Raw genomic sequence first — 14,775 nt, 5'->3', positions numbered from 1 at the left:
GGTGCCGGGGTCCTGCTGACGCCACGCGCCTACAGCGGGTCGGCGGCGATCGCCCGGTAGGTCGCGGCGAGCTCGGCGACGGCGGGGTGGGCGGGGTCGAAGGCCGTACCGTCGACGGACGCGACGGGCCGTACGCCGACGCCCGCGTTCACCGCGAACGCGGCCACGAAGCGGTCCAGGCCGACGGCGTCCACCGGCTCGCGGGACTGCTCCCCCGGGTGGGCGGCCGCCAGCAGCGCGGCGGTGACGCCGGGCAGGCTCGGACCCTGCGGCCAGACCAGCCGGCGGCCGTCGTGGAAGCCGATGTTCCAGGTGGCGCCCTCGGTCACCCGGCCGACCGGGTCCAGCAGCAAGACGTCGTCGAAGCCGGCGAGTTGGGCACTGCGGCGGTGGTGGACCAGGCCGAACAGGCCGACGTGCTTCACCTCCGGGAGGTCCCGGCTGTACGTCGCGGTGCGCACCCGCAGCGGGCCGGGCGCGGCCGCCGGCGCCGGGCGGGTGGTGACCAGCAGACGGGGCGCGGCGGGGCCGGCGGGGCGCTCCAGGCCGAGCCCGGGGTCGTACACGGTGGCCCGGACGATCAGCGGTGCGCCGTCGGCGGGGAGCACGGCGCGGATCCGCTCGCGGACCTCGGACCGGTCCAGGTCGACGGCGAACAGCGTCCGGCAGTCCCGGACCAGGCGGTCCAGGTGCAGGTCCAGGCCCCGGACCCGGCCCGCCTCGACGCGCAGGGTGGTGAAGTGCCCGTAGTTCAGCAGCCCCAGCGCGGCCACCTGCGCCACGTCGGCGGGGGCGCCGTCGATCTCGATCTCAGCCATCCCCCGAGTCTGCCAGCCGCCCGACGGCGGGGCGGGGTGCGGTGAAGGGTCCGCGCGGGGCGGGGTGGTGCGCGGTGGGGTGGCGGAGGGCCGGGTGGTGGACGGCGGGGTCGTGCGGGGCGGGGTCGTGGGGGGCGGGCCGTTCCGCGGGCGTCGGGCGGTACGGGCTGACGACCCGCCGGCCGGCCGCCCGGGCGGTCCGCTCGAAGTGCCCGATCTTGTACGCCAGGCCCTCCGGCTCGCCGGCGTCCGACCAGCGCCACGCCTCCGCCCACCACTGCGGGCCGCGCACCAGGGGGCGGCCGGCCAGCGCCAGGTACAGGGCCAGCGTCGAGCGCGCGTAGCCGTGCACCCAGCCGTCGGCACCCCGGTAGTCGGCCGTCTCGTCGAGGCGCAGCCAGCGGTCGTCGGGGGGCTGCGCGACCTCGGGGACGTCCGGGGTTTCGCCGCCCGCCCGGGTGCCGGCGCTCCGGCAGCCCACCCGGCCCTCGTAGCCGGCGGCCAGCAGCGGGACCCAGCCGCGCTGCCGGTCGGCGATCCGCAGGACCAGCCGGTCGTCCTCCTCCCGGACGCGGTAGGGCGGGAGTTGGGGCATCCGGGCCAGCGCGAGGGCGTGCTTCCAGCCGACCACCCAGAGGCCGCGCCGCAGGTAGTAGCGGACGGCGTGCTGCCAGGTCCAGTGCGCCTCCAGGCGGAAGCCGGGCAGGCCCTCGGCGGTGGCCGCCGCGTACACCTCGTCCAGCGCGGCGGCGGCCAGGCCGCGGCCGCGGGCCTCCGGGCTCAGGTAGAGGGAGGAGACGGCGAGTTGGCCGGGCCCCTTGGTCCAGTTGTCCACGGCGACCGTCCCGGCCACCGTACTGCCGTCGGTGTCGAGCACCCAGTACCGACGCCGGTACAGCTCGCCGCCCGGCCACTCCCGGCCGCTCTCCCCCAGGCGTTCGCGCCACTGCCGCTCGGCGGGCGGGGCGAGCGCGTCCGGCGCCACCCGCTCACCGAGCTCGCCCTCCACCAGGGACGCCAAGTCCCAGAGCGCGAAGCGCCGTTCGTCCCCGTCGGCCGCCGACCGCAGCCGCGGCCCCGCCGCCAGCCGGTCCTGCGCCCGCTCCACCGCAGCATCCCACGACCTCACCACGCGGCCACGATAGCGGGGGTCGGGGACTTTCCGTAATTCAGTGGACACCGAACGTCAGATCGGATACGAATTCAGCTGTCCGATCGTCCCGGTTCCGGCGGTGTTGTCCGGGGTCGACCGAGGGGAGGGAGTCACATATGGGCGTGCTTGGTGCGGTGGTTGGCGTTCTTCTGGTGCTGGCTCCGCTCGGGCTGCGGGCGCGGCTGCGGGCGGGTGAGCGCGACGGCGGCGACCACGGCCGCGCCGCCGAGCAGGGCGTTCCAGCGGACCGACTCGGAGAGGAAGGCCGCTCCCAGGGCGGTCGACCAGAGCGGCATGACGTACGTGACGGCGGAGGCCACCGCCGTGCCCGCGGCCCGGACCAGGCCGAGGTTCAACAGGTACGCGAAGCCCGTACCGACCGCGCCCAGCACCAGCAGGGCGGCGGCCGGGCCCGCGCCGGGCCAGTGCGGGGCGCCCGCGGCGAGCGGTGCGAGCACGCCCAACTCGGCGGTGGCGCAGGTGATCTGGACGGCGGAGAGGGTGGTCACCGACTCCGGCCGACCGGCGAGGTTGCGGCGCAGGTAGGCGAAGCCCGCACCGTAGCAGCAGGCGGCGGCCAGGCAGGCCAGGCCGCCGACGGCCTCGCCCGAGCCGATGCCGCGCCACGCCCCGAGGACGGTCAGCACGCCCACGAACCCGAGGGCCAGGCCGGCCAGCCGGCGCCCGCCCGGGCGGCGCTCCTCGGCGACGGTGAGCACCGCGAACAGCAGGGTGAACAACGGGGTGGTCGCGTTCATCACGCCGGCGAGCACCGAGCTGACCTTCGTCTCGCCGAACGAGAACAGGGTGAACGGCACGGTGTTCAGCAGCAGCGCCACCACCGCCGAGTGGCGCCAGAGCGCCCGGTCCCGGGGCACCCGCTCGCGGCGCAGCACGAGGACGGTCCACAGCGTGGCGGCACCCAGCACGCAACGCCAGCACGCCACCCAGACCGGCGGCACCCCCGCGTCCACCGCCACCTTGATCAGGGCGAAGCTCGCGCCCCAGATCGCCGACAGCATCACGAAGCCCGGCCACCAACGCCGCACTCTCGACCACCTCCGCACTCGTCCACGGTTCTCCACCTGGACAGAGGGTGGCCCGGGCACGGAACATGAGTCCAACAAGTGACGGTGCCGGACAGATGAGGAAGACTCATGGCCTCGGACAACAAGGAGATCAACCTGGCCCAGCTGAGGGCGCTGGTCGCGGTCACCGACACCGGCGGCTTCGGCACGGCCGCCGACGAACTGGGGATCAGTCAGTCCGCCGTCTCCCACGTCATCGCCGCCCTCGAAAAGGCCCTCGGCGCACCCGTGTTGAGGCGCGGCAACCCGGCCCGGCCCACCCCGCTGGGCGAGGAGATCCTCCCCCACGCCCGCACCGCCGTCGCCTCCGCCGCCGCCGTCCGCACCATCGCCACCCGTCACTCCGGCGGGCTCGCCGGCACCGTCCGGCTGGCCGCCCCGACCACCGTCTGCCAGGCGGTGCTGCCCGGGCTGCTCCGCGACTGGAAGGCCGCCTACCCCCGGATCACCGTGCACATCTTCGAGGGCGAGGACGCCGAACTCGGCGCGTGGCTCGAAGCCGGCACCGTCGACGCCGCGGTCCTCGTCGACGCCGGCGCGGTCGCGCCCGGAGCCATCCCCCTCGGCGCCGACTCCATGCACGCCCTGCTGCGCCGCGACCACCCGCTCGCCGACCAGGAGACCATCCACGTCGGGGAGTTGGAGGACGACGACTTCCTGCTCTCCGAAGGAGGCTGCGAACGCCACATCCGCGAGGCCTACCGCCGCTCCGGCACCCGCTTCACCCCACGGCACCGCATCCGCGACCTCAACAGCCTCATCGGGATGGTCCACGCCGGCGTCGGCGTCTCCGTCATTCCCGCCCTCGCCCAGACCATGCTCCCGCCCGGCTGCGTCCTCATCCCCATCCGCCCCGCCGTCCACCGCACCCTCACCCTCACCGGCCCCAGCACCCGCCCCTGGACCCCCACCGTCAGCGAACTCCTCTCAGCAGTGGGCCCCGACGTCCGAGTGACCACGACACCCTGACCCCCGCCCAGGGCCGGCGAGGGCAGGCACCCCACCACAAGCGGCCCCTCCCTGCGGCAGGCGCCAGCGCCCCGGTGGCCGCAAGCCCCCTGACGCCCACCCGGGGCCGGACAGCGGGCCCCGCGCCCAGCGGCACCGCGCAGCCCCGACCTGCTCGCCTGCACGCCCGGCAGGCACCGACGGACCGGACACGCCCCTGGCTCCCGCCCGCTGCCTGCCGCTGAGCAGCGGGCCGCCAGGGGCCGCGGAGCGGGCCCCCGCACCCGGCGGCACCGCAGCGCCCTCGTACCGCGCGGCACCGGCCCGCGCGCCCGGCAGGCGCTGAGGGAGCAGACGCCTGTGGCTCCGGCCCTCGGCTTGCGGCTGGGCGGGTGGCCTGGCGGGTGGGGGTGGGTGGCGGATTTCGGGGGTGAGGGGTGGGTGGATGGCAGAAATCATCGGGTGGGGTGGCTCCGGCTGGATCGGGGGGTGGGGTGGGCGGAGGGTGGGCGGCGGTCCGGTTGCCGGGGTGGCGGCCGCTGTCCGTGGGAGGTCCCATGTCCGTACACCCGCGCCGCTGGGTGGCGCTCGGTGCGCTGCTCACCGCCGAGGCGATGAACCTGCTGGACGCGACGATCGTGCAGGTCGCCGCGCCGCGGATGCGGGAGGAGTTGGGTGGGGCGCCGTCCGCCGTACCGTGGCTCACCTCGGCGTACACGCTGCCGTTCGCCGTCCTGCTGCTCACCGGTGGGCGGCTGGGCGACCGGTACGGGCGGCGTCGGGTGTTCCGGTACGGGGTCGCGGGCTTCCTGCTCGCCTCGCTGGCCTGTGCCTGCGCGCCGACCCTGGGCACGCTGATCGCCTTCCGGGCCGTCCAGGGCGCGGCGGCGGCCGTGATCATCCCGCAGACGATCGGCCTGATCAAGGCCATGTTCCACGGCGCGGAAACCGCCCGTGCCCTGGGCACCATCGGCCCGGTGATGGGGCTCGCCGCGGTCCTCGGCCCGGTGTTGGGCGGCGTACTCACCCACGCGGACCTGTTCGGCTCCTCCTGGCGCGCGGTCTTCCTGGTCAACCTGCCGCTCTCGCTCGCCGTCCTGGCCCTCGCACCGCTGCTGATCGAGAACCGCGCCCCTCGGCTTCCCGGTCTCGACCCGGCCGGCACCGGCCTCGCCGTCCTCGCCACCGGGCTGGTCGTCCTCCCGCTGCTGGGACAGGGCGCAGGCGTGCCGGACGGTCCGGCCCTCGCGGCGATCGCCGCCGGGGCGACCGTCGCGGTCGCCTTCGCGGCGCAGCAGCGGCGCGGGGCCCGGCGCGGCGCCGAGACGCTGGTCGAGACCAGCCTGTTCGCCACCGTGCGCTTCCCGGCCGCGCTGGTGAGTTCGGCGCTGTTCTTCGCGGTCACCACCGGGCTGACGCTGGTCGTCGTCCTCCAGCTGCAACTCGGTTCCGGTGCCGATGCGTTGACCTGCGGGCTGACCCTGCTGCCGTGCTCGGCCGGGATGGCGGTGGCCTCGTGGTGCTCGGGGGCGTACCTGGTCCACCGGTACGGGCGGCGGGTGACGGCCGCCGGGCTCGGCGTCCTCGTGGCAGGCCTGCTGGCCGCCGTCGGCGCGTACCGTACGGACGGTCAGCCGACCCTGCTGGTGGGTGCGCTCACTGTGATCGGCATCGGGCAGGGGCTGTTCACGTCGGCGTTCTTCACGGCGGCGCTGCGGCCGCTGCGGCCGCAGGAGATCGGTTCGGCGGCCGGTCTGCTCAACGCCGTCCAGCAGCTCGGCGCCACCCTGGGAGTCGCCGTGCTCGGCCGGGTCTACCTGTCCTGCCCCGACCCGGTCGGGGCGCAGCGGGCCTGCTGGGTCGCCGTCGGCGCGCTCGCGCTGGCCGCCGTCGCCACGCGGCTGATGGACCCGAGGCCGGCGACCCCGGACAGCCCGGCGGAGCCGGCGGGCCCAGCGGAGACCGGCACGGCGGGAGAATCGGATCCCGTCGGCCGACACCTGGGAGCCCCGCATGCTCGATGAGCTCGACCGCGCGCTCGTGCACGCCCTGCGGATCGACGGGCGGGCGCCGTTCAGCCGGATCGCCGCCGTCCTGGACGTGTCGCCGCAGACGGTCGCCCGCCGCTACCGGCGGCTGCGGGCGGAGGCCGGGCTGCGGGTGGTCGGGCTCGCCGAGGCGCACCGGGCCGGGCGCGTCCAGTGGTTGGTGCGGCTGACCACCGCCCCGCACACCGCGCAGAGCCTCGCCCAGGCGCTGGTCCGGCGGGGCGACACGGCCTGGGTGAAGCTCACCTCCGGCGGTACCGAGATCACCGCCGTCGTCGAGACCGCACCCGGCCCCGAGGCCCACACCCTGCTGCTGCGCGACATCCCCCGGACGGCCAGCGTCACCGCCGTCTCCGCCCACTGCGTCCTGCACACCTACCGGGGCGGCCCGTCCGTCTGGCCGGGCAGCACCGAGGCGCTCTCCGAGGAGCAGCAGGCCCGACTGCGGCCGACACCGGAGACGGCCGCGAGCACGGGCGCCGGTCGGACGGGCGGCGAGCTGGACGAGTCCGACCGCGCGTTGCTCGGCGCGCTGCACCGGGACGGCCGCACCGCCCTCGGCGAGCTCGCCGCCGCCACCGGCCGGACCCCGGCCACCGTCGCCCGGCGGCTGGCCGAACTCCGGGCGGACGGCACCGTGTTCCTCGACCTGGAGATCGATCCCCGGCTGCTCGGCGCCGGTCTCCAGGCCCTGCTCTGGATGACCGTCGCCCCGGCCCACCTCGACCGGGTCGGACAGGCCCTCGCCACGCACCGCGAGCTCGCCTTCGTCGCCGCCACCACCGGCCCCAGCAACCTCGCCGCCACCGCCCTGTGCACGGATCCGGCCGACCTCCACCGCTACCTCACCCAACGCCTGGGCGCCGTCCCCGAGATCACCGCCCTGGAATCCGCCCCGATCCTGCAGACCCTCAAGTCCGCCGGCCCCGTCCCGGCCCACCCGCCCGCGGTCCGCCCGCCCGTGGTCCGGCCGACCGCAGTCCACCGCGCACCGCACGCCCGCACCGGATGACGGGCGCTCCCGGGGGTTGACCACCCGCCAAGGAGAGGTCTATACCAGTGACAGCCCATGGCAACCATCGCACGCCACTGGGCAGTTCGGCCTGCACCACGCCTCCCCCACCTCCGGCGTGAACAGGCCCTCCCCCACCGCCGTTTCCTGGAAAGGCCTTCCGATGGAACGCGCTCGTCCAGCACGTCCGACTCCTGCACTCCCCGCTCCCGCACGCCCCGCTCCCCCGCACCACGGCAGACCCCGCCGCACCGCCCTCGCGCTCGCGCTGGCCGGGGCCCTCGGCCTGGCCGTCGGCGCCGCCGCCGCGCTGACCGGCACCGCGGCCGCCGGCACCACCGCGGCCGGCACGGCGGCGGACCTCACCCCCGCCACCGCCCTCGGCAGCAACTGGTACGCCTCCGCGCCCTACCTGATGCCCGAGGACAACAGCCCGCCGGACGCCGCCGCCGTGATGGACGCCACCGGCCAGAAGGCCTTCCAGCTGGCCTTCATCCTCGCCCAGGGCAGCAGTTGCGCCCCGGCCTGGGGCGGCACCTCCTCGATCGACTCCGACACCACCATGCCCGCCGTCATCCAGGCGGTCCGCGCCAAGGGCGGCGACGTCTCGGTGTCCGTCGGCGGCTACGGCGGCACCAAGCTCGGCCAGACCTGCGGCACTCCGGAGGCGACCGCCGCCGCGTACCAGAAGGTGGTCACCAAGTACCAGCTCAAGGCGGTCGACTTCGACCTGGAGGAGCCGGAGTACGAGAACAGCGCCGCGATCCACAACGAGATCGGCGCCGCCCGGATCCTCCAGCAGAACAACCCGGGCCTGTACGTCTCGATCACCACGGCCGGGACCAACGCCGGCACCGGCTGGTTCGGCACCCAGATGCTGAACGAGGCCAAGTCGCAGGGCTTCACGCCGAACAACTACTCGATCATGCCGTTCGACGGGGGCTTCAACGGCGCGGCGGCGCAGACCGACGCGCTGGTGAAGTTCAACCAGATCCTGCAGACCACCTTCGGCTGGTCCGAAGCCACCGCCTACGCCCACGAGGGCGTGTCGATGATGAACGGCCGCACCGACGCCGCCGAGTACTTCCGGCAGGCGGACTTCCAGACCGTGCTGGACTTCGCCACCGCGCACAAGCTGGCCCGGTACACCTACTGGTCGGTCAACCGCGACCGCCAGTGCCCGGGCACCGTGGACCCGGGGCTGTCCGGCTCCTGCTCCAGCGTGGTGCAGAACGACTGGGACTTCACCAAGTACACCGTGAAGTTCGCCGGGGCGACCCCGCCCACCACTCCGCCCACCACTCCCCCGACCACCCCGCCCACGACCCCGCCGACCAGCCCGGGCAGCTGCACCGACCCGGCGTGGAGCGCGAGCACCACGTACACGGCGGGCAACAAGGTCTCGTACAACGGCCACAAGTACCACGCCAAGTGGTGGACGCTGAACGAGGTACCGACCGCCAGCGGCCAGTGGGGCGTCTGGGCGGACGACGGACCCTGCTGATCGGCCGGTCACCTGGTCAGCCGGTGACGTGATCAGTCGGTGGCGCGATCAGTCGGTCGCGACAGGGGGCGGGCCCGGGGTCGACCGGGCCCGCCCGCAGCGCGGTTCAGTCCTGCCCGGCGGCGATCCGCTGCCGCAGCTCGGCCAGGATCTGCGCCCCCTCCGACAGCCCGACGGCCTCGCAGCGGGCGATGCCGGCGGTCAGCCGGGCGACGGCCGCCTCGCGGCGGCCGAGGTCGGTGCCCTCGATCAGCGCGGCCAGCCGCAGCGCCTCCGCGCGCGGCGCCTCGAACCGCTGCCCGCCCTGCTCGTACACCGGAATCGCCAGCTCCAGCTGGGCCAGCGCCTCCTCGAACCGCCCGGCCATCGCCAGGCAGCGGCCCCGCTCGAAGTGCGTACCGCCGCGCAGGTGCCAGGAGTTGTACTCCTGGCCGGACTCCTCGGCGCGCCGGCCGACCGCCTCCGACTCGGCGACCAGGGCCAGCGCGGCGTCCAGCCCGTCCGCGCCCTCGTGGTGCATGGTCAGCCGGGCGAACTCCCGCAGCGTGCCGGCCATCTGCTCCACCTGCGGCGCCTCCGCGTGCGCCGCCAGGGCGCGGTCGAGGGCGGCCCTGGCGGCGTCCCAGCGGTCGGCCTGGGCCAGCGCCAGCGAGGCCTCGCAGGCGACCATGGTGTGGGTGCTCTGGTCCTCCCAGCCGGCGACGGCGTCGGCCAGCCGCAGGTACTCCTCGGCGGCGGCCCGGTGCTCGTCGAGCTCGCCGAGGCCGCGGGCGAGGTCCAGCCGGGCCTGGGCGAGCATCCGCTCGTCCAGCTCCGCGGCGGAGGCGTCCAGCAGCACCGACTCCAGCACCGCGACGGCGTCCGCCGCGCGGCCGGATTCACGCAGCACGTCGGCGAGTTGGAGCCGCACCTGGGCGGCGTCCTCGGCACCCTCCCGGCCCTTGCGGTCGAAGCGCGCGGCGGCCTCGGACAGCGCCCGGATCGCGCCGCCGCGGTCCTCGGCCAGCATGCTGGCGTGGCCGAGCATCATGTAGGTCGGCGCGAACGGGTAGGAGTCGTCCTCCCAGCGGGCCGCCTCGGCCAGCGCGCGGTGGAACACCTCGACGGCCTGGGCGCCCTGGCCGCTGTGCAGCAGCACCTGGCCGAGCAGGCCGAGCACCCGCGGGGTCTGCCAGGGCAGCTCGGCGGCGTCCAACCGGGCCAGCACCTCGCGCAGTTCGGCGACGGCCTCGTCGATCCGGCCCTGTCGGGCGGCCGCGTCGGCCGAGTACTGCCGGGCCGTGGCCGCCCGGCGGGCGGAGCCGATCGCCTCGGCCGCCTCGCGGTAGCCGCCGACGGCCGCCTCGAAGCGTTCGGCCAGCTCGGCGGGCACCTCGGGCAGCGCGCCGGTCAGCTCGTGGTGCGCGGCGTAGGCGCGGACCTGGAGCACGACCAGGTAGCCGTCGTCGGACAGCCCGGCGTCGAGGGACGTACCGCCGTCGGCGCGCAGTTCCTCGGCCCGGCGCAGCGCCTCGTCGAGCGCCGCCCAGTCGGCCGTCGCGCCCTCGGTCTCGCCGAGTTCGACGATCAGCGCGCGGGTACGGGCGGTGAGCGCCCGGCCGGGCACCCCGGCCCGGTCGAACAGCTCGGCGGCGGCCAGCAGGCCGGCCTTGCCCGCCGGGTGGTCGCCGCGCTCCATCAGCTCGTTGGCCCGGTGCGCGGCGATCTCGGCGCGCAGCCGCTCGGGGCTGCCGACCTCGGTGTCCTCGGGGTGGGTGTGGTCGTCGGCGGCGACGCGTTCGCCGATCCGCCGCCAGAGCCGGTCGGCGTCCGGGTGGCCGCTCCGGTCCAGTTCGCGGGCGCGGACCACCAGGGCGGTGAAGTCCTCCGGCTCCGGTTCGACGGCCCGGCGCGGCGCGGGGACGGCGGCCGAGGCGGCCTGGGCGGCGGCCAGTTCGGGCGCGGCGGCGGCGCGGACGCCGAGCGCGAGCGGTTCGGCGAGCAGCGGCTCGCGCACCAGCCGCTCGCGGCGGGCGGCGCTCACCGCGTCGGTGCCGTTGCGGGCGTCGAAGCGGGCGGCCAGCGCGTCCGCCTCGGTGCGCAGGTGGGCGAGCAGGGTGTCGACCGTCCAGGCGGTGCCGGGCGGGCCGCCGACCGCGAGCCCGCCGTGACCGGCCCGGGCAAGGGCGGCGATCAGCACCTCGGCACCGGTGAGGAAGTCGAGCCGGCCGATCGGGTCGCCGGCGCCGTCGAACAGGTCGCGGTTCTCGGCGAGGATCTCCAGGCCGCGCGGCTCGTTGCCGGACAGGGCGCAGAACTCCAGGTGCCGGCCGAGCGCCCGGCCCTGCCCGGCCTTGCCGCGGGCGTAGCGGTAGCCGACCAGGTGGCTGGAGCGGGCCTCGTCGAGCCGGCCCAGGCGCAGCAGCGGCAGCAGGGCGGCGGCGTGGCTGAGGTACGGCTCCTCCTCGCAGCTGCTGCGGCCGTCGAGGACCGGCCGCCAGACCTCCAGGGCCCGGGTGTCGTCGCCGGCGCGGACGAAGTGCTCGGCGCGGGCGCGGGTCTCGCAGGCGTGGCAGTCGCTGAGCTCGGAGCGCGGGCGGGCGGTCCACAGCTCGTAGGCGTCCTGGACGGCGGTGCCGGTCTGCGCGGCCAGGTGGTAGCGCTGGGCGTAGTACGGCTGGAGGTCGAAGTCGGCCGCCCGGTAGCGGTCGCGCAGCTCGGCGTGCCAGCGTTCGACGGCGGCGAGCGGGACGTCCGGGGTGCCCTGGAGCGCGGTGGCGACCCACTTGAAGCGCCAGAACACCTGGTGCCGGGCCCAGTCGCCGAAGCCGTCCGGGTCGGTGTCCCAGAGCTTGAGCACGCGGGCGAAGACCACCGGCGACTTGCTGCGCTCGCCGTCGTACTCGTACGCCTCCATCAGCTCCAGCAGGGCCATCGCACGGACCCTGGTGTCCTCGAACTGCTCGGCGGCGTCGACGAGTTCCTCGGCCGTGACGGTGCGCTGGCGGCCGTACGGGCGGGCGTCGTTCTCGCGCAGCGCGGCCATCACCGCGTCGGGGGTGTCCAGCATCACGCCTCCTTCGGGTCGGTGCCGGAGCCGGTGCCCTTGCCGCTATCGGTACCGCTGCCACCGGCCGGGCCGGCCGCCTCGTGGCCGAGCATCGCGTGGTCGAGCAGGCTGATGAACGAGCGGTTGAGCAGGGCGCTCTCGCTGGCCTTGAGCGGCCGGCGGGTCATCAGCACGGCCTGCCCGTACAGCGCCTCGACGGCGGTGACGGCCAGCTCGCGGCTGGTGACGGACGCGGCGCGGCGCACCAGCGGGTTGAGGTGGTTGAGCACCAGTTGGGCGCGGGGCACCTCGGCGCGCAGCGAGCCGAGGATGTCGGCCCACAGGCCGTCGGCCTCGTCGGCGAGTTGGGCGCGGGTGCGCTCGTGCCGGGCCTCCCGGTTGTCCAGCAGCAGGGCGGGGGCGCTGGTGGGGTGGAAGCTGCGCAGGGCCACGTCGCAGTCGAAGCGGCCGACCACCTCGCGGGCGATGGTCAGGAACGCGTTGGCGGCGAGTTCGGCGGCCGGGTCGACGGTGTCCAGGTGTGCGGTGACGGTGCCGGGGTCGAGGTCGGCGACCGAGACGCCGGGGCGGATCTCGGGCAGCCGGTGCACGAGGTCCCGGTCGTAGGTGTAGCCGCCGTTGACCACGCCGAGGCCGGCCGCGCCGGCGATCGGGGCGACCTGGCGGAACTCCTCGACGGTCCGGGTGACCAGCACCACCGGGTGGCTGCGGGCGAACTCGTCCAGGGTGACGTTGCCGTCGGTGGTCTCGAACGGCAGCCAGGGCAGCATCATCCGCAGCAACTCGTCGTCGTAGCGGGCGAGTTCCTTGACGGCCAGGTGGTGCACGGAGAGGAAGCGGTGCAGCAGCGCCGGGTCGCTCGCGGACAGGCCGGTCAGCCAGTCGCGGATCCGGGCGCCGAGCGCGTCGCGGACGGCGGCCAGCGTCTCGTCCGCGTACAGGCCCTCACGGGAGGCGGTCGGGCGCAGGCCGTCGGTGTCGACCACGCAGCGGACGAAGAACGCCCACTCCGGCAGGAGTTCGTCGGCCTGGTCGGAGAGCAGCATGCCCTTGAGGTGCACCCGGTGGCCGGAGCGGCGCGAGGGCGGGGCGGCGTCGGGCAGCACGTACGCGACGCCGCGCAGGCCGACCAGCGGCAGGTCCAGGTCGATGGTGTCGAGCGGGGTGAAGTCGAAGGCGGCGCGGCAGTACTCGGTGAGCGCGTCGCGCCGGGCCAGCGGGGAGGCGTGCTTCTCCGCCCACGGCGGGGTCCGGTTGATCCGGTGCTCGGTGCCGTTCGGGTCGACCACGGTGACGTCGTGGCGCAGCAGGCTGCCGAAGTCCCGGGCGAGGCCGAGGACGCGGACCGGGCTGGTCCACTCGGCGGCGTCGGCGCGCGGGGCGAGGGTGACGGTGGTGCCCGGCTCGGGCTTGGCCTCGGCGGGCAGGGTGCGGATGGTGTAGCGGCCGTCGGAGCCGCCGCGCCACTCGATCACCGGGGCGTCCGGGGTGGCGGCGGAGCGGGTCACCACGGTGATCTCGTCGGCGACCACGAAGCAGGCGAGCAGGCCGATGCCGAACTGGCCGATGAAGTCGCCGCGGGCCTTGGCCAGCCCGGCGCCGTCCAGCCGGCCGTCGGCGTCGCGCTTGGAGCTGCGGCCGATGGTGGCGAGGAAGGTGTGGACGTCGGCCTCGGTGAGACCGATGCCGGTGTCGGTGACGGTCAGCTCGTCATCGGCGCGGACGGTGATCCGGGCGGGCGCCTCGGGGTCGAGCGCGCGGCGGGCGGAGATGGCGTCCACCGCGTTCTGCAACAGCTCGCGCAGGTAGACCCGCGGGCTGGAGTACAGGTGGTGGGAGAGCAGGTCCACCAGGCCGCGCAGGTCCACCTGGAAGGTGTGCGCGCTCGTCGGGCTGTCGGATGGGGACACGGACACCGGGGGCTCTTTCGATCGCGTGTGGGTGACGGGGGCTGACGGGGGCTGACGGCCGGGTGCGGGTGCGGTCAGCGCGCGCAGCGGTCGCGGTGGGCGCGGTAGGCCTTGACCGGGTCGCCGGAGAGGTACTGCCAGGGCGCCTGGGTGACGACGCCGTCCAGCGCCTCGAACAGCAGGTGTGCCGTCTTGCGCTGGTCGGCCAGCGAGAACACCATCGCGAAGGTGTTGAACGCACCCTGCCAGCCGCGCACCGGCGTGAAGTCGGGGTGCAGGACGGACCGGAAGGCGGCCTCCTGCAACTCGGCCAGCACCGTCGGGCTGGTGAGGTAGGCGTGGTCCTCGCCGTCCGGCAGGTCCAGCCAGCGCTCGATGTGCGCGAGCGCGACCAGCTCGCCCAGCGGACTGCCCTCGGGCGCGGCCAGCATCGCGGAGCGGGCGAACTCGTGCATCTCGTCGTGCGAGCCGCCCCACTTGGCGGACAGCTGCTGCAAGCGGCTGCGGTGCGAGGCCGGATGCCCGGGGACGCGGCGCACCGCGGCCTCGAAGCGGCAGGTGGCGACCTCCGGGCCGAGCGAGGCGCCCATGGCGCTGGTCTGCAGGAAGTACCAGGGGGCCAGCCAGGACGGCTCGCGCTCGGCGACCTCCAGCAGCTGCTCCTCGGCGACGCCGAGGCGCTGGTGGAAGACCTTCCACTGCTCCTCGGTGACCTGCTTGGCGCGCGCGCCGGTCCGGGCCGCCCAGGCCCAGTAGACGTGCCGGGCGCCGGACAGCAGCAGGGCCATGGTGTCCTCGGGCCGCTCGGCGAGCACCCGGGCCGTCCACTGGTCGACGCCGCGCACGTCGGCGAGCGCGGCCACCGTCAGGGTCAGCTCGGCCTGGTCCCCGATCGCGGCCAGCGCCGGGCCGAGCACCGCCCAGTCCCCGGCGGCGGCCTGGTCCAGCATCAGCCGCAGCGTCTCGTCCCCGTACGCCGGGTCGAGCCTGGGCACCGCACCGCCGCCGGACGGCGCGGACCGCTCGGCGCTACGCCGGCCGAAGCCGAACCCGCGCCGCCCGGCCCGCTCCTGACCGGCCTCCTCGCCGGATCGGCGTCGGAACAGCGCCATGTGTGGCCCCCTCGCACTTCATCGGTATCTCTCGCATGGCCGCACACCGACCACCCCGGTGGAGTACATATCACGCTCGACTGACATCCGTTCGCCCAGCCCAGCCCGCTCGGGCGCCCCGCGGCCGGACGCC

At 75.5% G+C, this 14,775-nt stretch carries 10 protein-coding genes; 4 read left to right on the top strand and 6 right to left on the bottom strand.

Going from position 1 to position 14,775, the window contains the following annotated elements:
* Positions 1 to 29: 29 nt before the first annotated feature.
* The 3 genes from ABTY15_RS31300 to ABTY15_RS31290 all read right to left on the bottom strand — a co-directional run bounded on the left by ABTY15_RS31300 (position 30) and on the right by ABTY15_RS31290 (position 3,020).
* On the bottom strand, positions 30 to 818 hold the full coding sequence (locus tag ABTY15_RS31300) for an aminotransferase class IV (RefSeq protein WP_350602575.1): 789 nt from the start codon (positions 816 to 818) through the stop codon (positions 30 to 32).
* Positions 811 to 1,950, bottom strand: coding sequence for a GNAT family N-acetyltransferase (locus tag ABTY15_RS31295; protein WP_350602571.1), 1,140 nt, complete (start codon positions 1,948 to 1,950; stop codon positions 811 to 813). Before ABTY15_RS31295 ends, ABTY15_RS31300 begins: the two co-directional genes overlap by 8 nt.
* Positions 1,951 to 2,081: 131 nt before the next feature.
* On the bottom strand, positions 2,082 to 3,020 hold the full coding sequence (locus tag ABTY15_RS31290; protein WP_350602567.1) for a DMT family transporter: 939 nt from the start codon (positions 3,018 to 3,020) through the stop codon (positions 2,082 to 2,084).
* A 108-nt stretch (positions 3,021 to 3,128) separates the two neighbouring features.
* Here ABTY15_RS31290 and ABTY15_RS31285 point away from each other — a divergent pair, with 108 nt between their 5' ends.
* From ABTY15_RS31285 to ABTY15_RS31270, 4 genes are all read left to right on the top strand, one after another.
* A complete protein-coding gene (locus tag ABTY15_RS31285; RefSeq protein WP_350602564.1) occupies positions 3,129 to 4,028 on the top strand; it encodes a LysR family transcriptional regulator in 900 nt (299 codons plus the stop codon).
* 536 nt (positions 4,029 to 4,564) lie between these two features.
* The gene (locus ABTY15_RS31280) at positions 4,565 to 6,031 is read left to right on the top strand and encodes an MFS transporter (RefSeq protein WP_350602560.1); all 1,467 of its coding nucleotides are present in this window, start codon (positions 4,565 to 4,567) and stop codon (positions 6,029 to 6,031) included.
* Positions 6,021 to 7,067 carry an Lrp/AsnC family transcriptional regulator gene (locus ABTY15_RS31275; protein WP_350602556.1) on the top strand — a complete coding sequence of 349 codons (1,047 nt, stop codon included), beginning with the start codon at positions 6,021 to 6,023 and terminating at the stop codon, positions 7,065 to 7,067. The genes ABTY15_RS31280 and ABTY15_RS31275 overlap by 11 nt, the downstream gene beginning before the upstream one ends.
* A 163-nt stretch (positions 7,068 to 7,230) precedes the next feature.
* Positions 7,231 to 8,571, top strand: coding sequence for a chitinase (locus ABTY15_RS31270; RefSeq protein ID WP_350602552.1), 1,341 nt, complete (start codon positions 7,231 to 7,233; stop codon positions 8,569 to 8,571).
* Between the two features lie 106 nt (positions 8,572 to 8,677).
* Here ABTY15_RS31270 and ABTY15_RS31265 read toward each other — a convergent pair whose 3' ends face one another.
* The 3 genes from ABTY15_RS31265 to ABTY15_RS31255 all read right to left on the bottom strand — a co-directional run bounded on the left by ABTY15_RS31265 (position 8,678) and on the right by ABTY15_RS31255 (position 14,642).
* A complete protein-coding gene (locus ABTY15_RS31265) occupies positions 8,678 to 11,620 on the bottom strand; it encodes a hypothetical protein (RefSeq protein ID WP_350602549.1) in 2,943 nt (980 codons plus the stop codon).
* The gene (locus tag ABTY15_RS31260; protein WP_350602548.1) at positions 11,620 to 13,536 is read right to left on the bottom strand and encodes an HSP90 family protein; all 1,917 of its coding nucleotides are present in this window, start codon (positions 13,534 to 13,536) and stop codon (positions 11,620 to 11,622) included. Before ABTY15_RS31260 ends, ABTY15_RS31265 begins: the two co-directional genes overlap by 1 nt.
* A 68-nt stretch (positions 13,537 to 13,604) precedes the next feature.
* Positions 13,605 to 14,642, bottom strand: coding sequence for a hypothetical protein (locus ABTY15_RS31255; RefSeq protein WP_350602546.1), 1,038 nt, complete (start codon positions 14,640 to 14,642; stop codon positions 13,605 to 13,607).
* Positions 14,643 to 14,775: the final 133 nt, after the last annotated feature.

Origin of the sequence: Kitasatospora sp. NPDC097643, assembly GCF_040302625.1 — a bacterium.
Taxonomy (GTDB): domain Bacteria; phylum Actinomycetota; class Actinomycetes; order Streptomycetales; family Streptomycetaceae; genus Kitasatospora.
Note: the sequence above shows the minus strand (reverse complement) of the source record. Positions and strands in the feature narration are given on the sequence as shown.

Bases quoted from the DNA above. Each gene is read 5' to 3' on its own strand.
- ABTY15_RS31280 (WP_350602560.1), top strand. From the start codon at position 4,565: ATGTCCGTACACCCGCGCCGCTGGGTGGCGCTCGGTGCGCTGCTCACC.
- ABTY15_RS31270 (WP_350602552.1), top strand. From the start codon at position 7,231: ATGGAACGCGCTCGTCCAGCACGTCCGACTCCTGCACTCCCCGCTCCC.
- ABTY15_RS31285 (WP_350602564.1), top strand. From the start codon at position 3,129: ATGGCCTCGGACAACAAGGAGATCAACCTGGCCCAGCTGAGGGCGCTG.
- ABTY15_RS31255 (WP_350602546.1), bottom strand. From the start codon at position 14,642: ATGGCGCTGTTCCGACGCCGATCCGGCGAGGAGGCCGGTCAGGAGCGG.
- ABTY15_RS31265 (WP_350602549.1), bottom strand. From the start codon at position 11,620: ATGCTGGACACCCCCGACGCGGTGATGGCCGCGCTGCGCGAGAACGAC.
- ABTY15_RS31275 (WP_350602556.1), top strand. From the start codon at position 6,021: ATGCTCGATGAGCTCGACCGCGCGCTCGTGCACGCCCTGCGGATCGAC.
- ABTY15_RS31300 (WP_350602575.1), bottom strand. From the start codon at position 818: ATGGCTGAGATCGAGATCGACGGCGCCCCCGCCGACGTGGCGCAGGTG.